Below are 22,279 nucleotides of genomic sequence, written 5' to 3'. Positions count from 1 at the left end.
ATGGAGCACAAGGTGCGAATACTGTTATCCAATGATGACGGCGTGCATTCGCCGGGGCTAATTGCCCTTTACGAAGGTTTGCAAGGCCTGGGTGAACTGCATGTGGTGGCCCCTGATCGAGACCACAGCGGCGCCAGTAATTCGCTGACCCTGAAGCGCCCGTTGACGGTGGAAAAGCATCCAAATGGCTTTTACTCGTTAGATGGCACGCCAACAGACTGTGTCCATCTTGCGGTAAACGGTTTGTTCGACCAACCCTTTGACCGAGTAGTGTCGGGCATCAACACACACGCCAATCTGGGCGATGACATTATTTATTCTGGCACCGTTGCGGCAGCCACCGAAGGCCGTCATTTAGGCCTTCCGGCGATTGCGGTTTCGCTCGTCAATAACGGTCGGTTTCATTACGACACCGCCGCAAGGGTGGTTGCTACGCTGCTGAAATTCCATAAGCCCATGGACCTTGGGCCGCGTTCCATTCTGAATGTGAACGTACCGGATTTGCCCTGGAGTGAACTGTCCGGATTCCGCGTAACACGTCTGGGCGCCCGTGAACGGGCCGAGGGTGCGGTGCCCATGACCTGTCCCCGCGGCAAAAAGCGCTATTGGATAGGCGCTGCTGGTAACGGCGGTGATGCAGGCCCGGGCACCGATTTTCACGCCATTTCTCAAGGTTACGTGTCTATTACGCCGGTGCATATCGACATGACCCGGCACCAAGTGATGTCTAGCCTGCGTGACTGGGTTGGAGCGCTGGAAGACAGCTCAGGCAAGATACAATGAGTGCGCACATGCAAGGAATAGGCATGACGTCCAGGCGCACCCGCCTGCGCCTGATCCAGCGTCTGAAAGACAAAGGCATTTCGTCACCACAGGTATTAGACGCCATAGCCGAGGTTCCACGCCATATTTTTCTCGATGAAGCTTTGGCGCACAGGGCCTATGAAGATACTGCTTTGCCGATTGGCCACAACCAGACCTTGTCGCAACCCTATATTGTTGCCCGTATGACCGAATTGCTATACGGCCACCAACCGAAGAAAGTGTTGGAATTGGGCACTGGCTCTGGCTATCAGACCGCGGTGCTGTGCAACTTGTTTGCCGAGGTGTTCAGCGTTGAACGCATAAAACCACTTCAGGACCGAGCAAGGGAGCGCCTGCGCGATCTAAAGTGTCGCAACGCTGTGCTGCGCCACGCTGATGGTGGTATGGGCTGGCCCGAACGTGGCCCGTACGACGGCATTATTGTAACCGCCGCACCCACCGAGGTGCCCGTCGAGTTGTTGCAACAGCTTGCAGACAACGGTGTTCTGATCTCCCCGGTGGGGGCTGAACGACAGGTACTGGTTCAAATTGTGCGCCGCGGCGATCGTTTTGAACGCACGGAATTGGAAGCTGTCAAGTTTGTGCCTTTGTTGGGCGGCGTGGTGCGCTGATGAGCCAAACGTCGCCCACTTTGCGGACTGATGAGAAGACCGCCGCTTTGCGTTCCCAGGGTTTGCCGTCGGTTTTTCTGCGGGGGTTGGCCATGGGCGCGGCCGACATAGTTCCTGGCGTTTCTGGTGGCACCATTGCGTTTATTACCGGCATTTATTTTCGCATGCTGGCAGCGATAAATGCAGTGCCTAAAGCGCTTTTGACCGACTTAATTCGGGGCCGCGTCGCCGTTTTCTGGCAGGTCTGCGATGGCAGTTTTTTGTTGACCCTGCTGGGTGGCATTGTGCTCAGCATCGCCACCATGGCATCAGCGATCAGCTATTTACTGACCACCTATCCGATCTTGCTGTGGAGTTTTTTCTTCGGACTGATTTTGGCCTCTGTGTGGCACGTTGGGCGCGAAGTTCGCCAGTATCATTGGCGCCTGGTGCTGCCGCTATTGGTGGGTACGGCCTTTGCGTGGTGGATAACCAGCTTGCCGGCTGTGGCCGTCGAGCCCTCGGCGCCCATGTTTCTGTTCGCTGGAGCCATCGCCATTTGTGCGATGATTCTACCGGGCATTTCCGGCAGTTTTATTTTGGTCATTCTGGGTATGTATGTGCCAGTGCTTGGCGCCATAAAGGACTTTGACGTTGCGTTGTTGTTGCTGTTTGTTGGCGGCTGTGCAACGGGTCTTTTTTCTATTGCTCGTGTTATTACCTGGGCCTTTGACCGTTTTCACGACGTTGTTCTGGCACTGTTGATCGGATTTATGCTGGGCGCGCTGAACAAGGTCTGGCCCTGGAAAGAAACTCTGAGTTGGCGGATTAACAGCGCCGGAGAGCAGGTGCCTGTGCACGAAGTCAGCATTAGCCCGGCGTTGTTTGCTGAACTGACCGACCTGAATCCACTTGTTTTCCAGGCCTTATTGATGGTCGTGGCGGGCATTCTGCTAGTGCTGGTGGTGGAGTGGTTGGGGCTGCGTTTTGCCGGGCGTAAACGCTCCTGAATGTTACGAAATGTAAGAGACACTGTTCCCCTGAGTAACATGAGTGCCCGTAAAGCCTGCTGTACCAGTTAGAAAAATCACCGCAACAATAGTGGCTTACAGCGAATATTCCGAATCTACTTAGACACCGGCGCGGGCTTGCATTATTGTTGAGCTGAATTTTTCATAACCGCATCGGTACCTATGTCGTGATTTCCCAGCCCCGCGTTTTTTTCAACTATCCAGTCGCAGCTCTGTTGTGGCTGACGTTGATGCTGGGCGGCTGCAATACGGCGGCGCTGTATCAGGACGACATTTATAACCCCCCGGTGTATTGGGGCCAGCACATGGTCAAGTCCGGTGAAACGCTGTACGGCATTGCCTGGCGCTACGGTCGCGATTATCGGGAGTTGGGCAACGCCAATGGCTTGCGAGCACCTTGGACCATTCTACCGGGCCAGGTGTTGCGTCTTGACAAGCGTGGCCGAGCGCCCACTACAGCGGTTGCAGGGGCTGGGGCCAAGCGCAGCGCAGCGGCAGTAACGAGCAGCAGCGCCCGAGTCCCCAAGCCGACCAGACAACCTGTGATTACCCGAAAGCCTGACACAAGCGCACCTTTGGCGTCGCAGACCCAGACCGTTGCCGATATAAAATGGCGGTGGCCTCACTCTGGCACTGTAATTGCTAACTTTTCAGCATCCGGGAAAGTCAACAAAGGGATTGATATTGCCGGAAAATCCGGCGACTCTATACGGGCTGCGGCTGGCGGAAGTGTGGTCTACGCAGGCAGCGGCTTGCTGGGTTATGGCAACCTTGTAATCGTTAATCACAGCGAGCAGTATCTCAGCGCTTACGGGCACAATCGTAAAATACTGGTCAAAGAAGGGGAGAATGTTCAGGCTGGTCAGATAATTGCCGAATTGGGCAGCAGCGGCGCAGAGCGGCCAATGTTGCATTTTGAAATACGAAAAAATGGCAACCCAGTAAATCCAGCATATTATTTACCAGCGCGGTAGACTAGGTAGTACTCCGTAAAAGCACGTACGCACACATAAAATAATAATGAAACAACAGCGGCCAGGGTGGCCATGAATAGATGTCCTGAATACGACCACGAATAGAACGGCACGCCCGACCTAACAAACAAAACACGGGCGCTGTCCAGGATCATTTAGAGGCGGGGCAAACAAAATGTCACAATATCAGGAAGACTTGATTGTCGATCGCGTCGAGCAGTCCGAAGACGCTGAAAAGAAGAAACTAAAATCCGGGGATACAGCCTCACCGCGCAAGGTTGCCACCAAAACATCTGCGAAACCTGCTAGTCGTCCGGCGAGCAGTCGTTATTACAGCAGCAGCAAGCAGCTGGATGCAACACAGCTTTACCTCAACGAAATAGGCTTTTCGCCGCTGCTTACCCCTGAAGAGGAAGTGTACTTTGCACGCCTGGCCCGAAAAGGCGAGGAATCAGGTCGTAAACGCATGATTGAAAGCAACTTGCGGCTGGTTGTAAAAATCGCCCGGCGCTATGTGAATCGCGGTTTGACTCTGTTGGATCTGATTGAAGAAGGTAACCTTGGTTTGATTCGCGCGGTTGAAAAGTTTGACCCAGAGCGCGGGTTTCGCTTCTCTACTTATGCCACCTGGTGGATTCGCCAAACCATCGAACGCGGCATCATGAACCAGACCCGCACTATTCGCTTGCCCATTCACGTGGTGAAAGAACTCAACCTGTATCTGCGGGCGGCCCGCGAGCTGACCCAGCAACTAGACCACGAACCCACAGCCGAAGAAATTGCCCGCAAGGTCGACAAACCGGTCAAAGATGTTAAGCGTATGCTCGGGTTGAACGAGCGCGTTGCTTCTATGGACACGCCCATTGGCGCCGGCGGTGAAAAATCCCTTTTGGATACGGTAGCCGACGAAGGCGCATCAGACCCCGCCGATGTGCTGCAGGACAACAACATTTCGGTTTGCCTGCAACAGTGGATTGACCAACTTAGCGAAAAACAGCAGGAAGTGCTGGCTCGCCGTTTTGGCTTGCGTGGCTATCCTGTTAGTACGCTGGAAGAAGTTGGGCAGGAAATCGGACTGACCCGAGAACGAGTGCGCCAGATTCAGGTGGAAGCTCTACGTAGGCTGCGCGAGATATTGGAAAAAGAAGGGCTTACTGGAAATCTTTTATTCCAGTAGCCGTCAGGGCTGCCAGCGCCGCTCACGTGTTGGCAGCCGAGCCTGATCGGGCATCAGGCATCATATATAGTCGCGTTTATCCTTGAACTCGCACAAATCTTCAATAAGACAGGCACCGCACCGAGGTTTTCGGGCGATGCAGGTATAGCGCCCGTGCAGAATAAGCCAGTGATGGGCATCCAGCAAAAACTCCTGCGGTACCAGGCGTATCAGACGTTTTTCCACTTCCAGCACGTTCTTGCCCGGAGCAATACCGGTACGGTTAGATACTCGGAATATGTGGGTATCTACGGCCATGGCGATTTGACCAAACGCTGTGTTCAGCACCACATTGGCGGTTTTGCGGCCAACACCGGGTAATGCTTCCAGTTCTTCCCGGGTTCGCGGTACCTGGCTTGCGTGCCGATCGATCAGCGCGCGACAGGTTTTTATCACGTTTCCGGCTTTGCTGTTAAACAGGCCAATGGTTTTTATGTATTCCTTAAGGCCATCTACGCCCAGGGCAAAAATGGCCTCCGGGGTGTTCGCCACCGAATACAGTTTGTTGGTGGCTTTGTTCACGCCCACATCGGTGGCCTGCGCCGATAGAATGACCGCAATCAGCAATTCAAAATTGGAGCTGTAGTTCAGTTCGGTAACCGGCTTGGGATTTTCTTCCCGTAAACGGCTGAAAATTTCTGTGCGTTTCTGTTTGTTCATAACCGTCATTCAATAAAGAGGGTGTGCCAGGCAAGATTGCGCCTGCAATCGATCGTTCGTTGTTTGTCAGTTTTTATCAGGAAAGGCTGCCAGTAACTCGCACCCGTTTACTGCCGGCGCTGACCGTTTCAACTTGCGCAGCTTTGCGTTTTTCTTCAATGCGACTGTCAATCACGTTTTTCAGTGCGATCAGCAGGCCCAGGCCCATAAACGCTCCGGGTGGCAGCATCATAAACAGCATGTTGGGGTAATCTGCAAACGGGCGCAGTGTCCACTCGGCGGCCACGGGCCCCAGCAGAAGGTGCATGTCCGCGAACAGCGTGCCTTGGCCGATCAGTTCGCGCATGGCGCCCAGCACCACCAGCACTGCCAAGAAGCCCAGCCCCATCATGGCACCGTCGAGCAGCGCGAGCCCTGGAGGGTTGCGTGATGCAAAGGCGTCGGCGCGGCCCAGAATGGCGCAGTTGGTCACAATCAACGGGATGAAAATGCCCAGAATCTGATACAACTCGTAAGTGTATGCCTGCATCAGCAGTTCGGCGCAGGTTACAAACGAGGCGATGATCATCACAAAGGCCGGCAGGCGAACAGATTCGTTTACAAAGTTCCGTATCAGCGATACCGCCAGATTTGAACCCATCAATACCAGCAGTGTGGCCAGCCCCAGTCCCAGTGCGTTCACCACTGTGCTGGTTACGGCCAGCAAAGGGCACAGCCCCAGCACCTGCACTAGCGCAGGGTTATTGCTCCAAAGACCGTCGCGAATAATCTCGCGTGATGTTTTTGTTGCCATGGCAATTAGTGCTCCGGCTCGGGAAGATGACTGGCAACGGCACTGCGTTGCTTGCGGTTGCCACGATCGAGGGGCAAACCCAGACTCTGGCGAATTTCGGCTTGGTGTTCGCGCACATACACCAGGGTTTTGTGAACCGCCTTGACCACTGCCCGGGGGGTAATGGTGGCGCCGGTGAACTGGTCAAATTCGCCGCCGTTCTTCTTTACATTCCACTGTTTGCCCGGCGTATTGGCCAGTGAGTGGCCGTTAAACTGGTAAACCCAATCCGATTTTCCGGTGTCTATGCGATCCCCCAGTCCTGGTGTTTCATGGTGGCCGGTCACCCGCACACCCAATAACTCGCCAGACGGAGTAATGCCCACCAACAGGTTGATGTCGCCGGAATAGCCGTCGGTGGCCGTGACCGGAATGATAAAGCCCACCAAGTCGCTCTGCTGTCGGGCTACCCAGGCGCTGGGCGTCTCACCGCTGTTAAGAACAGCAGCGTCTGGCAAGCTGATGGTGTCATTCAGCATGTCATTGTTATGGGCGCTTTCGGGAATGATTTCGAACAGCGCAGCGGCTTCGGCCCGTGCCGCCTGCTCGGCAATACGCTCCTTGGTGACTGCCTGGGTCAGGGCGATGGTGCCACCGGTTATCACTGCGAAAAGGCCAAGGCCGATGGCGCTGCGGCTTATGGATTGAGCCATGGTTGCCATAAAGTCAGCCCTGCTTCCGGGTGGGTAAACCGCGTCGGGCCTTGTGATGACCGTAGGTGCGTGGTGGCGTGTAATAGTCAATAAACGGCACCGCAAAGTTCATTAGCAACACGCTGAAAGCTACGGCGTCTGGATAGTTGCCCCAGCTGCGTATCAGGTAAACCAATGCGCCAATGCCCACCGCATAAATCAGTTTGCCTTGGTGGCTGGTGGCTGCCGACACCGGATCGGTGGCGATGAAGAATGCTCCCAGCATGGTGCCACCGGCCAGCAGATGCAGCGAAAGCGGTGCATACTGATCGGCGTTGGTGCCAAACAGCAGGCTCATGGCTACCAGCCCACCTAAAAAACCGACGGGTATGTGCCAGCTGATAATACGCAGCGCCAACAACACCAGGCCGCCTGCCAGGAAAGCTGCGTTCACCCACTCCCAGCCGCGAGCGACAAAGCTGCCAAAGGTGGGGTGAACCGTAATTTCCGCGGCGGTGTGGCTGCCTACCTTGTGTTTGTATTCGTCCAGCGGGGTGGCCATGGTCCAGCCGTCAACGGCGGTTTGCTGGCCCGAGGCGATGGTGCTGAGGGTTTCGCCAAACCCGGGTGCGTCCTGCCATAGGCCGACCGGCGCGGCCCAGTTGGTGGTCATCGCTAGCGGAAATGAAATCAGCACCAGGGCGTAACCCACCATAGCCGGATTGAACGGATTGGAACCCAGGCCGCCGTATAGCTGTTTGGCCACCACAATGGCGCTGAAAACCGCTACCGCAGACACCCACCAGGGCGCAAATTGCGGCAGCGATAGGCCCAGCAACAGGCCGGTTACAGCCGCAGTGTTGTCTTTCAGGAAAAACCCGACTGGCTTGCTCCGCCATTTTAGAATGGCGGCTTCAGTAGCCAGTGCCAGCGCGATGCACCAGACCACGTTGATCAGATTACCCCAGCCAAAAAACACCGTTTGCGCCAGCAGCCCCGGTACCGCGGCGATAATTACCCACAGCATTACCCGCGCAGTAGGGCGAGCCCGGTGGGCGTGGGGGGAAGACTGTTGCACAAGCGCCATGACGTTACAGCCTGTTTTTTAATAGTTTAATAGTTTAATAGTTTAATAGTTTAATAGTTTGTCCGGCTTAGCGCCGGTTCGGCGTTGCCATTGGCGGGCACGGCCTGCTGTTGGGCATCATCAATCGCCCGCTGTGCGTGCCTGACCCGCTCGATATTCTTATCAACGGCGCGTTCGAGCTTGTCGACGTTGGGCGCTTGGCCGCTGTGAGCGTCTTCCAGCATGCTCTGCATTTTTTCCAGTTTGGTTTGGGCCTGAGTCAGCTGCTGTTCCAGTTCTTCTATGCTTGGAGCCGTCTCGGCCGCAGGAATTTTGTCTGCATGTTCGGGTGTGAATGTTTCAGACGGCGCTGCTTCTTCAGAGAGTTGTGTTGAAGGCTCGGTGCGCTCAGCGCTAGCACCCGCGGCTTTGGCTCTTTTACGGGCCAGAGCTTGCTCTACCAGGGCAGATTTGCCTGCACGCTCGTCGGTTACCGTGCCGTCTTGAACCCTCGTCTGGGCGTCGGCTGTTTTCTGTTCCTGAGCTTTGGCGGCGGCCAACGCCCGGTCTTTGCGGCGCTGATCTTTTTCCTGCTGTTCACGATCAAGGCGCTGCTGGCGGGCTTCAAAGCGTACGCGGGCACGGTCGGATTTTTGCTGTTCGGCGCGTTGCAGGCGAATTTCGCCTTTGGCAAAGCGGTAATACTGCACCAGAGGAATGGAACTTGGGCACACGTACGAGCAGGCGCCGCATTCGATGCAGTCAAACAGATTCAGATGTTCGGCTTTGTCAAACTCTGTGGCTTTGGCGTGCCAGAACAACTGCTGAGGCAAAAGCTCCATCGGGCAGGCTTCGGCGCACTGGCCGCAGCGAATGCACGGCTGTTCCGGCGCCGGCGCGGGCAGCTCGCTGGCGCTGGCGGCAATCACGCAGTTGCTGGTTTTTATCAGCGGGATATCCGTGTTCGGCAGCGTATAGCCCATCATCGGGCCGCCGAGCACCAGGCGCGACATGCGCTGTTTATCAACACCGGCGCAGGTCAGTAAATGGCGGGCGGGGGTGCCAACCAAGACTTCAAAGTTGCCGGGTTCGGCCAAGGCTTCACCCGTGGCCGTCATCACGCGAGAAATCAGTGGTTTGCCTTGCAAGATAGCGTCGGCAACGGCTACCGCGGTACCAATGTTCTGGCACATCACGCCAATATCCGCCGGTATGCCACCGCTGGGTACTTCTTGGCCGGTCAGAATCTGGATCAGCTGTTTTTCACCACCGGACGGATAGATGGTGGGAATCACCGCAATTTCGGTTTTGCTGCCCTCTGCGGCCTGCCGCAAAGCGGCAATGGCTTCGGGTTTGTTTTCTTCGATGCCGATCACCACCCGTGCCGGGCGCAGGAGCCAGGCCATTATGCGCAGACCGGCCATCATCTGGTCTGCTTTCTCGCGCATGGTCATGTCGTCGGCGGTAATGTAGGGCTCGCACTCGGCGCCGTTGAGAATCAAGGTGTCGACTTTGCGGTCTACAGACGGCCGTAGTTTGATGTTGGTTGGAAAACCGGCGCCGCCCAGGCCCACAATGCCGGCCTGACGAATCAGCGCCAGCACTTGGACGCGCTCTAGCTTGCGATATTCTGGCTGCGGCACCAGCTCGCACCAGCGCTCCTCGCCATCCGGTATCAGCACCACGCAGGTGTCGCTCATACCCGACGGGTGCGGCACGGGCTCTAGGGAAATACGCTCAACGATGCCTGACGTGGGCGCGTGTACTGGTACGCCCATGCCGTTGCCTACCTGGGCGATGACTTCACCTTTCAGCACCTTTTGCCCAGGCTCGACAATACAGCGCGCAGGCTCGCCAATGTGCTGTTGCAACGGCAGTATCAATTTCGCGGGTAAGCCCGCGGGGCGGATGGGCCGACTGCTGGATTGGCTTTTATTTTCTGGCGGGTGTACGCCGCCGCCAAAGCTCCACAGCTGGGTCATAACAGGCTCGCTTCGCGGGTTTCTGCCTGGCTGTCGGTGGCAATCACGCGGGCATCGGTAGCGCTGGGCTCTTCATTTGGTGCCTTATCCAGAACGACAGGCGGCGCCCAGATCCAGCTGCGGATGTCCGGTTCGATGACTATCATGTCGATACAGTCAACCGGGCAGGGCTCCACGCACAAATCACAGCCGGTGCATTCGCTTTCTATCACTGTGTGCATGTGTTTGGCGGCGCCCAGAATGGCGTCTACGGGGCAGGCCTGGATGCACTTGGTACAGCCAATGCATTCGTCTTCGCGAATCACGGCTACCCGCTTGGCTTGGGCAGCACCGTGTTCGGCGTCCAGAGGTTGGGGCTCTACGTCCAGCAAGTCGGCCAGGGCGTTGATGGTGGCTTCACCGCCCGGTGGGCACTTGTTGATGGCTTCGCCGTTGTTGATGGCTTCAGCATAGGGTCGGCAGCCGGGAAAACCACACTGGCCGCACTGGGTTTGCGGCAAAAGCGCATCTATCTGATCGACCAGCGGGTTGCCTTCTACCTTGAAACGCTCGGCGGCAAAGCCCAGCAGGGCTCCAAACACGGCGGCCAGGCCTAATAAAACGGCAATTGCGATGATGATATTTGTCCACATAAGCCAAGGACTCCGTTACACGCTGACCAGGCCGGTAAAACCTAAAAACGCCAGGGCCATGAGCCCTGCGGTCACCATACCGATGGCTGCGCCGCGAAAGGCAACGGGCACATCGGATACCGCGATACGCTCGCGCATGGCGGCAAAAAAAATCAGCACCAGGGAAAACCCAAGTGCGGCACCAAACCCATAAAGCAACGATTCGACGAAATTGTTGTTGCGGTTCAGGTTTAGCAGGGCCACACCCAACACCGCACAGTTAGTGGTAATCAGCGGCAGAAAAATGCCCAGCACCCGGTACAGCAAGGGGCTGGTTTTGCGTACCACCATTTCGGTGAACTGCACCACCACCGCTATCACCAAAATGAAGGTGATGGTTTTCAAAAACGCCAGATTCAAAGGCTCTAATAAATAGGTGTACGCCAGATAGCTGCACACCGACGACAATGTCAGCACAAAGGTGGTCGCCAGCGACATGCCCATGGCGGTTTCCAGTTTGCTGGACACCCCCATAAACGGGCACAGGCCCAAAAATTGAACCAGCACGAAATTGTTGACCAGTATGGTACTGACCAGTATGAGCAGGTACTCGGACATGTTTGCTTCGGGCCTCGCTGGCTACTTTCTATTGACGACTCACATTATCCGCATGCCGGGTGTAGCGCCGGAGTCTGGCGACAGAATAAAGATGTCTTTTCCGCCCGGGCCGGCTGCCAGCACCATGCCTTCGGACAGGCCGAATTTCATTTTGCGGGCTTTCAGGTTGGCGACCATTACGGTTAAACGGCCTTCCAGGTCTTCGGGCGCGTAGGCTGACTTAATACCAGCAAACACGTTGCGTTCGCCATGTCCCACGTCAAGTGTCAGGCGCAACAGCTTGTCGGCGCCCTGTACGTGCTCGGCTTTGATGATTTTAACCACCCGCAGGTCCACCTTGGCGAAGTCGTCAAACTCGATTTCCGGGCTAATGGGCTCCAGTGGTGTTTCCGGCGCGGCTTCTGCCGGCGCTTCAGCCGCCGGCAGCTGTTCTTTCGAGGCATCGAGCATTTTTTCGATCTGCGCCATGTCCACCCGGCTCATCAGCGGCTGAAACTTGTTGATGCCGTGATCTTGCAGCAGCTCGGCGCGGTTGTTCCAATCCAGCTTCGCGTTCAGGAAAGCTTCCGAGGCGTCAGCGGTTTTTGGCAGTACCGGCGCAAGGTAGGTCATCAACAGGCGGAACATGTTCAGCGCGTTGGTGCAGATGGCTTGAAGCTTCTCGTCTTCGCCTTTCTGCTTGGCCACTACCCAGGGTTGTTCGTCGTTGACGTACTGATTGGCAATATCCGCCAACTCCATGATTCGGCGCATGGCGCGGCCGAACTCGCGGTTTTCGTAGTAACCGGCTAGCTCTTCGCCGGCGTCGATGAACTCGTTGAGCTTGTTGATCTCGGTGACTTGACCCAGCTTGCCGTCAAAGCGCTTGCTGATAAAGCCGGCGCTGCGACTGGCTATGTTAACCACCTTGCCCACCAGATCCGAGTTTACCCGGGCGGCAAAATCGTCCAGGTTCAAATCCATGTCATCAACGCCGCCGGTGAGTTTGGCCGCAAAGTAATAACGCAGGTATTCCGGATTCAGGAAGTCCAGATAGGTGCGGGCCATGATAAAGGTGCCGCGGGATTTGGACATTTTTTTGCCATTAACGGTCACAAAACCGTGGGCCCAAACCGCGGTGGGCGTGCGGAAACCTGTGTCGTGCAGAATAGCCGGCCAGAACAATGCGTGGAAATTGATGATGTCCTTGCCGATGAAGTGGTACACCTCGGCGGTGGAGTCGGCTTTCCAGAAGTGTTCGAAATTGATGCCTTCGCGGACGCACAAGTTTTTGAAGCTGGCTAGATAGCCGATGGGTGCGTCCAGCCACACATAAAAATATTTGCCCGGCGCGTCTGGCACTTCAAAACCGAAGTAGGGCGCGTCACGGCTGATGTCCCAGTCGTGCAGACCAGCGTCCAGCCATTCAGCCAGCTTGTTGGCTACCTGCGGCTGCAGGGTGCCGCTGCGAGTCCATTTGGCCAGGAAGTCGGCAAAATCCGGCAGTTTGAAGAAAAAGTGCTCGGATTCTTTTTCGATAGGCGTGGCTCCGGACACCGCCGAACGAGGGTTGATCAGTTCGGTGGGTGAGTAGGTGGCACCACAGACTTCGCAGTTATCGCCGTATTGATCGTCGGTTTTACACTTGGGGCAAGTACCCTTGATAAACCGGTCGGCCAGAAACATGTTTTTTTCAGGGTCGAACGATTGGGTAATCGTGCGAGTCGCAATGTGCCCGCTTTGCTGCAGTTGACGGTAGATAAACTCTGAAAACTGGCGGTTCTCGTCAGAATGGGTGGTGTAGTAATTGTCAAAGCGGATCAGGAAGTCGCCAAAGTCTTGCTGATGTTCCTGGCGGATGCGGTCAATCAACTGCTCGGGGGTAATACCTTCCCGCTCGGCGCGGAGCATAATGGCGGTGCCGTGAGCATCGTCGGCGCAAACGTAATAACAAGTATGGCCGCGCAGTTTCTGGTAGCGCGCCCATATATCGGTCTGGATGTATTCCAGCAAATGGCCCAGGTGGATGGGGCCGTTGGCATAGGGCAGGGCGCTGGTGACCAGAATGTCCCGTTTTTGCTTCGCACTCGCTTGCGTCATGGTTGAGCTTGAACCTTTGCTGGAATTGAATGTGGGCCGCGAATCGACAAAACACCCCCGCGCGGATTTGCGCACGGAACGCGGGTATCCTGTATGGCCAGAATTGGGCACAAATGATACCTTCCACGCAGAATTTTTTCATCCGAAACCCCGTTTAAGTGCCGCATTATCGGCCTGAACTCTTTCTGAACTCTTTCTGTGCTGTCCCTAAACTCTCCCGGAGTGATGTTATGACCACGATTCCCCGCCAGGCCCTGGAGGCAGCCATTCGCGAATACCGCGATCCATACCTTGAAAAAGACTTGTACGAGTTGGATGCGGTAAAAAAGCTGGACGTGGACAAGCGCGGCAAAGTGACCTTGATGGTGGAGTTGCCCTATCCGTCCAAAGGCATTGCCGGGGCTTTGAAGCAGCTGGTGGGGAATGCGCTGGAATCGGTTGAAGGTGTGGAAAGCTCGGACATTCACGTGGCCCAAAAAATCCACGCCTACAAAGCCCAGAAAGAATTGCCATTGATTCCCGGGGTTAAAAACATTATTGCTGTGGCTTCCGGTAAAGGCGGCGTGGGCAAGTCCACCACTGCGGTGAATCTGGCTCTGGCGCTGCAGCACGAAGGCGCCCGGGTGGGCGTGCTGGATGGCGATATTTACGGCCCCAGCGTAGGCATAATGCTGGGCGTGCCGGATGGCCAAAAGCCGGGGGTGCAGGAGCAAAAGTACTTTATTCCAATTGAAGCCCACGGTTTGAAAACGAATTCCATGGCGTATCTGGCTAACGACAAAACCCCAATGATCTGGCGTGGCCCAGTAGTCACAGGTGTTCTTATGCAGCTGCTGCAGCAGACTCTGTGGGGCGAATTGGACTATCTAATCGTGGATATGCCGCCGGGCACCGGTGATATCCAGCTGACGCTGGCGCAAAAAGTACCGGTAACCGGCGCGGTGATTGTCACTACGCCGCAGAATATTGCCGTGATGGACGCCCAGCGCGGTATTGAAATGTTCCGCAAAATGGAAATACCGGTGTTGGGTGTGGTGGAAAATATGAGCGTGCACATCTGCAGTAACTGCGGTCATAAAGAAGCGTTGTTTGGCGCCGATGGCGGAGCGCGTATTGCCGATGACTACGACACCGTATTGTTGGGCCAGTTGCCACTGCACAAAACCGTGCGCGAGCAAACCGATGGTGGCAAGCCCACAGTGGCCGCAGAGCCGGATTCGGAAGTGGCGCGGCGCTATCTGGACATTGCCCGCCGTGTGGGGGCGGAGTTGTCAAAGCGTGAACTCCACTTAAGCGGCGCTATTCCCAGCGTGTCGGTCACCGGCCATTGGAATTCGCACTAAAACCGGCCAACAGTTAAACTGTCGCCCTTTATAACTCCGGGATATGAGAAACCAGCATGAGCATTAAACCCGACAAGTGGATTCGCCGCATGGCGCAGCAACACAGCATGATTGAGCCCTTCGAGCCCGGCCAGGTGCGTGAATCGGAAAAGGGCCGGGTAATTTCCTACGGTACCTCCAGTTATGGCTACGACGTGCGGTGCAGCAACGAGTTCAAAATCTTCACCAACGTGCATTCCGCCACGGTAGACCCAAAGAATTTTGACGAAAACAGCTTTGTTAACATCACCAGCGACGTTTGTATCATCCCGCCCAACTCGTTTGCGCTGGCGCGTACTGTGGAATATTTTCGCATTCCCCGCAATGTGCTGACCATCTGCCTGGGCAAGTCCACTTATGCCCGTTGCGGCATTATTGTCAACGTCACTCCGCTTGAGCCAGAGTGGGAAGGCCAGGTGACATTGGAGTTTTCCAACACCACCAACTTACCGGCAAAAATTTACGCCAACGAAGGCGTGGCGCAGATGCTGTTTTTCGAGGCTGACGAAGTGTGTGAAACCAGCTACAAAGACCGGGGCGGCAAGTACTTGGGCCAAACCGGCGTAACGCTGCCGCGCACATGAACGCCAATCAGTTTTTGAAAGCAGTACAGCAGCTACAGGGCTGGCGCGAATGCGCTTTTTTGCTATCGCTCGCCGAGCGGGCGTTTCCCAATTACGCCCTGTTTGCGGACGCTATGGAACTGAAAACCGGCGCCAAAATGCGCCAGATTCTGGATGCGGGTTGGAATCTGTTAAAGCCAGATGCCATCGAGACTGCCATTCCCCAGTGGCTGCGCAAGCTAGAAGCGCTGTCGCCAGACGTTGAGGACTACGACGCCTACGGCGTCTACCCCGCATATGACTTCTGCCAGTTGCTGGAGCAGGCGCTGTTGAACAGGTTGAACCCTGGCAAGCATAGGGCGACAGAAGCTTCACAGCTTGCCACGGCAACAGTGATGAGCTTTGTTGAGGTTTCAGAGGCCGAAGAACTAAGCGAAGACGAACTGGTGCGCCTGCTGGATCAGCATTCCTTGATGAAAGAGGACAAGTTGTTTCAGCGCGACTTGGTGCTGGAATTAAAGCGTCAGCGCGTTCCGCGGCAAGAATTTATCGATACCCTGCGGCAGCAGGCGGAAAACGATGGCGTTAGTAATCTGGGCATTTCGCTGTCCGATTAACATTGACTGAATAACCTTGACTGAATAAAACCGCTCAACCAACGCTGTTCAATTAACGGACGGGATCTGATGAAACTCTCTGCGTTTGGCCAGAAATTTACGGCGGATGCCGGTATTACCTCGTTGATGGACGATCTAGGTAATGCCATGGCCTCGGGTGATGACCTGATCATGATGGGCGGCGGCAACCCCGGCCATATTCCTGAGATACAGCAGCGGGTTCGGGAGATTCTTGTTCAGATCAGCCAGAGCGACGCCGATATGCGTCGCCTGGTGGGCGTTTATGATCCCCCTCAGGGCGAAAAGCAGTTTATTGCCGCGTTGGCGGAATTGTTGAGACGTGAGTACGGCTGGGATCTGACCAGCGAGAACATTGCGCTCACTAACGGCAGCCAGGCAGCATTCTTTATGCTGTTCAATATGTTCGGTGGTGACTACGGCGATGGCGTGCACAAACACATTCTGTTGCCGCTGGCACCAGAGTACATCGGTTACGCCGACGCAGGCATAGACGCGGATCTGTTTCACGCGGTGCAGCCTGACATTTCCTTCACTGATGCCCACGAGTTCAAATACCGAATCGACTTTGACGCGGTAGAGGTGACCGGCGAAACCGGCGCTATTTGTGTGTCCAGACCAACCAATCCCACCGGCAATGTGATCACCGACGACGAACTGGCGCAATTGGAAACCCTGGCGCGGCGCCAAAATATCCCTCTCATTGTGGATGGCGCCTACGGCACACCGTTTCCCAACCTGTTGTTTACCGAAGCCAAACCGACCTGGAACGAGCAGATCATTCTGTGCTTGAGCCTGTCCAAATTAGGGTTGCCTGCGGCCCGCACCGGCATTGTGATTGCTGCGGCGCCTACCATCAAGGCGCTGGCGAGCATTAATGCGATTATGAATCTGTCCACCGGGAGCTTTGGTGCCATGCTGGCGGAGCCGCTGGTGCGCTCGGGGGAGATCTTGACCCTAAGCCGTGACCTGGTATGCCCGTTCTACAAGGCCAAAATGCAGCGCGCCGTGGCAGCGTTCACCGGCGCCATGGAAGACGCGTCTTGCCGCTGGTATATCCATAAACCCGAGGGCGCGATGTTCCTGTGGCTGTGGTTTCCGGATTTACCGATTACCAGCCTGGAACTGTATCAGCGCTTGAAGCTTCGCGGTGTGCTGGTGGTGTCTGGCCATTACTTTTTCCCGGGGCTGCCCGAGGATGGCTGGAATCACCGTGACGAGTGCCTGCGGGTGACCTATTCGCAGAACGATGAGCGGGTTGCCGAAGGGCTGAGAATTATTGCTGAAGAAGTTAAAGCCGTTTGGGTTGAGGCTGAAACTGCGGACTGATGCCCGCAGTCCAGGCGCAGATTAGAGCTTTTTTATGCTTTTCAGGTTGAGCTCGTAGCGGCTGCCATCAGGCTCGGTTTGCAGCAATTGCACCAGCATGTGGTCGAATTTCGGGGCGAACCACATCAGTGTCTCCCGCTTGGCGCCTTCGCCACGCAGTTTTTCCACTGTCAGAGCGTTCATCTCGCCTTGGGGTGTTTCAATCAACCCCTCGTTAATGACTGCAAACCGTTCCTTGTCCACTCGGCCGTGGCGCACATAACGGTACTCCATTTCCCGTTTACCGGCCTTGATGTCTTGGTGCAACTGCAGTTGGTAGCCCAGTGGGTCCAGCAGGCCGGGGCTGAGGGCGACTTCGAATGCTTTATCTTTATAGCGGCCGGTCGCAAGATTTTGCTTCCAATCAAAATCGATGTTTTCTTCGCGGTCGCGAATCAGCAAACCTGAGAGCTTATAGCGATAGCGCAAAGGAATGACCTGACCGTCCTGCCATTTCAGAACCACCGATTCTTCAATATCGGCTACAAACGATTTTACCGAGGTGCGATAAAGCCAAACGCCGTTATTCTGGTCACTAAGAATGCGCCTTGCGCTGCCGCTCAAGGTAATGCCCTGCTCGATAGAGGCAGAAAAAGAGGCTTCGAAAGGCGCTAATCTGGGCGTGTCTGAAGGCTCGCCACCCACTTCAGCCAGCACAGGTGTAATAAAGACAATCAGGCACAACCGCAAGGCCAAGCTGAGCCGCAGGGGTAAACCCGGAAAAGCGGATCCAACCAGGGATTTTTTCTGCATGACAGCCTCCTCAAGCACAGCGTTCGGGCGATTAGTTTGCCGGCAATACCACTGGCTGGCGAAGCGCCTGGCCATCAAACAAAACCCGTTCAGCCCCCAGTTGCACGCGGCCTTCACAGCACCAACGCACCACAATCGGATAAAGCACATGCTCCTGAGCCTGCACCTTCTGCGCCAGGGTTTCAGCGCTATCGTCCGGGCCCACTGCAATCTGGGCCTGGGCAACAATCGGCCCGCCATCCAGTTCTTCGGTGACAAAGTGCACAGATACACCGTGCACTTTGTCACCGGCGTCCAGTGCGCGCTGGTGGGTATTCAGGCCAGTGTATTTTGGCAGCAGCGAGGGGTGAATGTTCAGTAGTTGGCCGCGGAGCGCGCGGACAAAACCCTCGGTCAGGATGCGCATGAAACCGGCCAGCACAATCAGGTCCGGGTTGTGGCGGCGGATTTCCTGCATCAGAGCGCCGTCGAATTCATCGCGACTGCCATAGCGACCGTGTTCAATCACAAAGGTCGGAATGTTCGCATGGGCCGCCTTCGCCAGTGCTGGCGCCTTGGCCTGATTACTGCCAACCGCCACGATGTCGGCGGGGTAGTCGCGCTCACGGCTGGCTTCAATCAGCGCCTGCAGGTTGCTGCCCTCGCCTGACACCAGAATCAGAATCTTGGGGCGCGGTGACGGATCCGCTTTCATATCGCCAGCAGTCCCGGTTGGTAGCGTACAGCGCTGTTGGCCTGGCGATCCGCGCCGGCTTCAATCGTACCAAGATGCCATGCCTTTTCGCCCATGGCATTGAGTGTATCCAGTGTCAGCGACAGTTGGTCTTGTGGAACGCAGAGCACCATGCCAATGCCGCAGTTAAACGTGCGGTACATTTCTTCAGTGGCCACGCCGCCGGCGTCTTTTAGCCATTGAAACACCGGCGGTAGCTGCCAGCTGGCGGTATCAATTGCGGCCACGGTGCCCTTGGGCAATACGCGGGGTATGTTCTCGGGCAGGCCACCGCCGGTAATGTGTGACAGAGCACGTACGTCTATGTCGCGAATCAGCTTTAGCAGGTTTTTGACATAGATGCGTGTCGGGGCCATCAGGGCCTCGGCCAAGGTGGTATCGCCTATTGGCTGGTTCAGATCGGCGTTGCTGACTTCCAAAATTTTGCGGATCAGCGAATAGCCGTTGGAGTGGGGGCCGGAAGAGCCCATTGCCAGCAGGGCATCACCCGGGCGCACGCGGCTGCCGTCAATAATATCAGCGCGCTCGGCTATGCCAACGCAGAACCCGGCAAGATCGTAGTCGTCACCTTCGTACATGCCCGGCATCTCGGCAGTTTCACCACCCACCAGCGCGCATCCGGCCAGCTCACAGCCTTCGCCAATGCCTTCAACCACGCTGGCAGCAACGTCTACATTCAGTTTGCCGGTGGCGTAATAGTCCAGAAAGAACAGGGGCTCGGCGCCACCCACAATCAGGTCGTTGACGCACATGGCGACCAGGTCGATGCCGATGGTGTCGTGTTTTTGTAACTGCATGGCCAGGCGCAATTTTGTGCCTACGCCGTCGGTGCCAGACACCAGTACAGGCTCTTTATAGCCAGCAGGAATGGCAACCATGGCACCAAACCCACCCAGGCCGCCCAGCACTTCCGGGCGACGGGTGCGTGCCGCTGTCGCTTTAATGCGGTTGACGAGTTCATTGCCGGCGTCAATATCAACGCCTGCGTCGCGGTAAGTCAAAGAGGGCTTGTGTTCGCTCATGGAGGTGTAAACCGTTGGCCAGTGGGTCAAGGCGCGGATTTTAGCAGGTGCAGTGAATGGTACCAACCGTAATTGCCACGATTCCGCCTCAAAGCTGCTGGGGCGCAGCGCTACTCAGGCCCGGGGGCTTGGTGTATCCTGTCCGTCATCCATGCAATTGCCGGGTTTTTACATGCGTGCATTTCAAAAGAGCTACAGGCCTGAATTTCCAAAAATCTATATGCCTGACTTTCAAAGATCCATCGAATTCAAGTTATTGTCCGAGTCTTGCTGCCGTCTCGTAGTCAGCGCCCTGGCCCGTGTCAGGCAGTCCGCTGTGCGCTGGGTATTGGCGGCGATGTTGCTGCTGGCGGCTCAGGCTCAGGCAGTAACTGTCAACAATCTGTATTCTGCCAACGTGGCTCTGCAAGGCACCGGGCCAGAGGCGTTATCGGCGTCTTATGACGCAGGGTTGCGTGAGGTGCTGGTGCGTGTTGCCGGCAGCCGTGGAGTATTAGAGCGCGAAGGTGTCGATGGTGTGCTTGGCACGGCCGAGTCCATGCTGGCGTCTTACCAGGTTTTAAATGCAGGGGCTGAAAGCCGGGTACAGATGAGCTTTGGCGCGGTAGCAGTCACCCAGGCGCTGGCCTCAATTCAGGCGCCGGTGTGGGGTGCCAACCGGCCACTGACATTGGCCTGGGTTGCGCTTGAAGAAAATGGTGTGAGGGCATTGATTACCGATACCGGCCCTCTTGATGGTGCCAGCGCCGATATCCGCTCCGGTCTTGAAAACGCATCGCGGGTTCGCGGCTTGCCGCTGGTGTTACCGGTTGCGGGGGCGGCAGGTAATCGCGAGTTGCTGTCGGATATCTGGGGCCAGTTTGTTAGCCGTGTACGCAGCGCTTCCAATGATGTTGGTCGTGATGTGTTGGCGCTGGTGCGGGTTAGTCGTAGCGGTGATCAGTGGCGCGCGGGCTGGGTGATGGACGGCTTCAGTTCTTATAGCCCTGGCGAACAGGCGGTGAACGCAGACTCGCCGGCGGCCCTGGCGCAAGCCCTCATCGATCGCTGGACCGAACTTTATGTTAGCCGTTACGCGGCAAGCGGAGGCGAGGCTGGTAAACAACCTACGGTGGATTTAGTACTGCAGGGCGTGACTAAATTGGCTGACTACGCCAAAGTAACCCGAGCCTTGGCGCAGATTAATGCTGTTGAAAATGTGGTACCTGTTGAAGTGAAGGGCAGTGAGCTGACCATGCGCCTGACATTTTCTGGTGAGTTGGATCAGCTGCGTGACCACATCACGCTGGATTCCCGCTTGGTGTCGCAGCCAGCAGCGGCCGGACCGTCTGAGGAACAGGCTCTGCAGGCGCTGTATCCGGTTCTGATCTATCGCTGGCAGCCTTCACCGGTCCCGGCGGTGGTGCGTTAAGGTCGATGTGAGGAGGGCGCTTTGAGCTTGCATCATTGGCGCTGGATTCCGAATGCCCTGACCTTTCTGCGTATTGCGTTGATTGTTCCGTTTGCTATGGAGTTGCACGCAGGCAGTTATCCCATGGCATTGATTATTTTTACTTTGGCAGCGGTGACTGATGGCGTAGACGGGTATCTGGCCCGCCGCTTTGACTGGCGCTCCCGCTTTGGCGCCATCGTCGATCCGCTAGCGGACAAAACTTTGCTCATTACCGCCTATCTGATGTTGGCACTGGGCGGAGTATTTCCTTTGTGGCTGTTTTTGCTGGTGCTGGGGCGCGATCTGTTAATTGTTTGTGGCGCACTGATATTTCACTATGGAATCGGCAGATTCGAAATGGCTCCGAGCCTGTTGGGCAAATTCAACACCGCGATTCAGATTTTTGCAGTGCTGGTGGCAATGCTATTGCAGGTCATCACCATGGTGCCGCCATGGATAAACTCGGCGCTCGTTTGGGTGGTTGCTGTATTCACAGTGCTTAGCGGTGCGCACTATCTGCTCGCTTGGAGCTTACGGGCATGGAGGGCCAGGTTGTCGTGACAAGTTCACAGTTAATTCTGGGTGTTAAATTGCGTGACGATGCCCGCTTCGACAACTTCCACGGCGAGCGCAATGCGGCTGTGGCCGAGCGTTTGCAACAGGCTTGTCAGCCTCCGGTGACGGTGCCAGTGGTGGTGTTGTGTGGCGATTCCGATACCGGCAAAAGCCACCTGTTACAGGCCCTGTGCCACTACGCTGAAAGCCAGTCGTTATCGGCGGTTTGTATCAGCATTACCGAGCTGGGGCCGTTTGGACCAGATGCGCTGACCGGGCTTGAGCAATTTAACCTGGTGTGCCTGGACGATCTGGACAGCGTCGTTGGTCAGACCGGCTGGGAAGAGGCCGTTTTTCATCTTTACAACCGCATGCTGGATGCCGGCCACCAGCTCGTTGTGAGCTTGTCGGACGTGCCCGCGTCTTTACCGTTTATTTTGCCCGACTTGTCTTCCCGTCTTAGCCACGGTTTGACTCTGCAGCTGGGTATTTACCGCGATTCAGATCGCAAGCGTATTCTGATGGCCCGCGTAGAGCAGCGAGGTCTGGTGATGGCTGACGACGTTGCCGGATTTATTCTGCGCCGCGCACCGCGACGCCTGGGTGAGCTGCTGGCCATTCTGGACTCGCTGGACGAAAATTCGTTGCAAGCCCAGCGCCGGCTGACCATTCCGTTTGTGAAAACCGTAATGAACTGGTAACTGCGGCCGCTATGAGCGA

General features: G+C 56.1%; 23 protein-coding genes. 12 read left to right on the top strand and 11 right to left on the bottom strand.

Going from position 1 to position 22,279, the window contains the following annotated elements; genetic code table 11:
• Window positions 1-12: 12 nt before the first annotated feature.
• From surE to rpoS, 5 genes are all read left to right on the top strand, one after another.
• A complete protein-coding gene (gene surE, locus MELB17_RS15525) occupies window positions 13-783 on the top strand; it encodes a 5'/3'-nucleotidase SurE (RefSeq protein WP_036185060.1) in 771 nt (256 codons plus the stop codon).
• Window positions 780-1,436, top strand: a complete 657-nt coding sequence (locus MELB17_RS15520; RefSeq protein WP_007351243.1) for a protein-L-isoaspartate(D-aspartate) O-methyltransferase — start codon at window positions 780-782, stop codon at window positions 1,434-1,436. Before surE ends, MELB17_RS15520 begins: the two co-directional genes overlap by 4 nt.
• Window positions 1,436-2,425 carry a DUF368 domain-containing protein gene (locus MELB17_RS15515; protein ID WP_007351242.1) on the top strand — a complete coding sequence of 330 codons (990 nt, stop codon included), beginning with the start codon at window positions 1,436-1,438 and terminating at the stop codon, window positions 2,423-2,425. Before MELB17_RS15520 ends, MELB17_RS15515 begins: the two co-directional genes overlap by 1 nt.
• A gap of 188 nt (window positions 2,426-2,613) precedes the next feature.
• Window positions 2,614-3,420 carry a peptidoglycan DD-metalloendopeptidase family protein gene (locus MELB17_RS15510; RefSeq protein WP_007351241.1) on the top strand — a complete coding sequence of 269 codons (807 nt, stop codon included), beginning with the start codon at window positions 2,614-2,616 and terminating at the stop codon, window positions 3,418-3,420.
• A 175-nt stretch (window positions 3,421-3,595) separates the two neighbouring features.
• A complete protein-coding gene (gene rpoS / locus MELB17_RS15505) occupies window positions 3,596-4,597 on the top strand; it encodes an RNA polymerase sigma factor RpoS (RefSeq protein WP_007351240.1) in 1,002 nt (333 codons plus the stop codon).
• 60 nt (window positions 4,598-4,657) lie between these two features.
• Here the strand turns inward: rpoS and nth are convergent, their stop codons facing one another.
• The 8 genes from nth to metG form a co-directional block, all read right to left on the bottom strand.
• On the bottom strand, window positions 4,658-5,296 hold the full coding sequence (gene nth, locus MELB17_RS15500) for an endonuclease III (RefSeq protein WP_007351239.1): 639 nt from the start codon (window positions 5,294-5,296) through the stop codon (window positions 4,658-4,660).
• Between the two features lie 76 nt (window positions 5,297-5,372).
• Window positions 5,373-6,089 (bottom strand): electron transport complex subunit E, encoded by a 717-nt coding sequence (locus tag MELB17_RS15495; protein ID WP_007351238.1) that lies wholly within the window; start codon window positions 6,087-6,089, stop codon window positions 5,373-5,375.
• A 5-nt stretch (window positions 6,090-6,094) separates the two neighbouring features.
• A complete protein-coding gene (gene rsxG, locus MELB17_RS15490; protein WP_007351237.1) occupies window positions 6,095-6,790 on the bottom strand; it encodes an electron transport complex subunit RsxG in 696 nt (231 codons plus the stop codon).
• Window positions 6,791-6,794: 4 nt separating this feature from the next.
• On the bottom strand, window positions 6,795-7,847 hold the full coding sequence (gene rsxD / locus MELB17_RS15485; RefSeq protein WP_007351236.1) for an electron transport complex subunit RsxD: 1,053 nt from the start codon (window positions 7,845-7,847) through the stop codon (window positions 6,795-6,797).
• A 50-nt stretch (window positions 7,848-7,897) separates the two neighbouring features.
• A complete protein-coding gene (gene rsxC, locus MELB17_RS15480; protein ID WP_007351235.1) occupies window positions 7,898-9,808 on the bottom strand; it encodes an electron transport complex subunit RsxC in 1,911 nt (636 codons plus the stop codon).
• Complete coding sequence (gene rsxB, locus MELB17_RS15475) at window positions 9,805-10,440, bottom strand: electron transport complex subunit RsxB (protein ID WP_007351234.1); 636 nt, start codon at window positions 10,438-10,440, stop codon at window positions 9,805-9,807. Before rsxB ends, rsxC begins: the two co-directional genes overlap by 4 nt.
• 15 nt (window positions 10,441-10,455) lie before the next feature.
• Entirely contained in the window at window positions 10,456-11,037 is a 582-nt protein-coding gene (gene rsxA, locus MELB17_RS15470) for an electron transport complex subunit RsxA (RefSeq protein ID WP_007351233.1), read from the bottom strand.
• Between the two features lie 39 nt (window positions 11,038-11,076).
• On the bottom strand, window positions 11,077-13,116 hold the full coding sequence (gene metG / locus MELB17_RS15465) for a methionine--tRNA ligase (protein ID WP_007351232.1): 2,040 nt from the start codon (window positions 13,114-13,116) through the stop codon (window positions 11,077-11,079).
• A 230-nt stretch (window positions 13,117-13,346) separates the two neighbouring features.
• Between metG and apbC the strand changes: the two genes are divergently transcribed.
• The 4 genes from apbC (at window position 13,347) to MELB17_RS15440 (ending at window position 17,025) form a co-directional block, all read left to right on the top strand.
• On the top strand, window positions 13,347-14,459 hold the full coding sequence (gene apbC, locus MELB17_RS15455; RefSeq protein WP_007351230.1) for an iron-sulfur cluster carrier protein ApbC: 1,113 nt from the start codon (window positions 13,347-13,349) through the stop codon (window positions 14,457-14,459).
• Between the two features lie 56 nt (window positions 14,460-14,515).
• The gene (gene dcd, locus MELB17_RS15450) at window positions 14,516-15,082 is read left to right on the top strand and encodes a dCTP deaminase (RefSeq protein ID WP_007351229.1); all 567 of its coding nucleotides are present in this window, start codon (window positions 14,516-14,518) and stop codon (window positions 15,080-15,082) included.
• Window positions 15,079-15,678 carry a YjaG family protein gene (locus MELB17_RS15445; RefSeq protein WP_007351228.1) on the top strand — a complete coding sequence of 200 codons (600 nt, stop codon included), beginning with the start codon at window positions 15,079-15,081 and terminating at the stop codon, window positions 15,676-15,678. Before dcd ends, MELB17_RS15445 begins: the two co-directional genes overlap by 4 nt.
• A gap of 69 nt (window positions 15,679-15,747) precedes the next feature.
• Entirely contained in the window at window positions 15,748-17,025 is a 1,278-nt protein-coding gene (locus tag MELB17_RS15440) for a valine--pyruvate transaminase (protein WP_007351227.1), read from the top strand.
• A gap of 21 nt (window positions 17,026-17,046) precedes the next feature.
• Here MELB17_RS15440 and MELB17_RS15435 read toward each other — a convergent pair whose 3' ends face one another.
• Genes MELB17_RS15435 through purM form a run of 3 tightly spaced genes read right to left on the bottom strand, consistent with a single transcriptional unit; the run spans window position 17,047 to window position 19,572 of the window.
• Complete coding sequence (locus tag MELB17_RS15435) at window positions 17,047-17,817, bottom strand: DUF3108 domain-containing protein (RefSeq protein ID WP_007351226.1); 771 nt, start codon at window positions 17,815-17,817, stop codon at window positions 17,047-17,049.
• A gap of 31 nt (window positions 17,818-17,848) precedes the next feature.
• A complete protein-coding gene (gene purN, locus MELB17_RS15430) occupies window positions 17,849-18,511 on the bottom strand; it encodes a phosphoribosylglycinamide formyltransferase (RefSeq protein WP_007351225.1) in 663 nt (220 codons plus the stop codon).
• Window positions 18,508-19,572, bottom strand: a complete 1,065-nt coding sequence (gene purM, locus MELB17_RS15425; protein WP_007351224.1) for a phosphoribosylformylglycinamidine cyclo-ligase — start codon at window positions 19,570-19,572, stop codon at window positions 18,508-18,510. The genes purN and purM overlap by 4 nt, the downstream gene beginning before the upstream one ends.
• A 316-nt stretch (window positions 19,573-19,888) precedes the next feature.
• Here purM and MELB17_RS15420 point away from each other — a divergent pair, with 316 nt between their 5' ends.
• The 3 genes from MELB17_RS15420 to hda are packed head-to-tail and all read left to right on the top strand — an operon-like array spanning window position 19,889 to window position 22,260.
• Window positions 19,889-20,983, top strand: a complete 1,095-nt coding sequence (locus MELB17_RS15420) for a DUF2066 domain-containing protein (protein WP_227498933.1) — start codon at window positions 19,889-19,891, stop codon at window positions 20,981-20,983.
• Between the two features lie 21 nt (window positions 20,984-21,004).
• Window positions 21,005-21,565, top strand: a complete 561-nt coding sequence (locus MELB17_RS15415; protein ID WP_007351222.1) for a CDP-alcohol phosphatidyltransferase family protein — start codon at window positions 21,005-21,007, stop codon at window positions 21,563-21,565.
• A complete protein-coding gene (gene hda / locus MELB17_RS15410) occupies window positions 21,544-22,260 on the top strand; it encodes a DnaA regulatory inactivator Hda (protein WP_007351221.1) in 717 nt (238 codons plus the stop codon). Before MELB17_RS15415 ends, hda begins: the two co-directional genes overlap by 22 nt.
• The last annotated feature ends 19 nt before the right edge of the window (window positions 22,261-22,279 follow it).

The organism is Marinobacter sp. ELB17 (genome assembly GCF_000169375.1).
Classification (GTDB): Bacteria; Pseudomonadota; Gammaproteobacteria; order Pseudomonadales; family Oleiphilaceae; genus Marinobacter.
The sequence above is the reverse complement of the archived record's forward strand: the minus strand, read 5'-3'. Positions and strand labels throughout refer to the sequence as shown.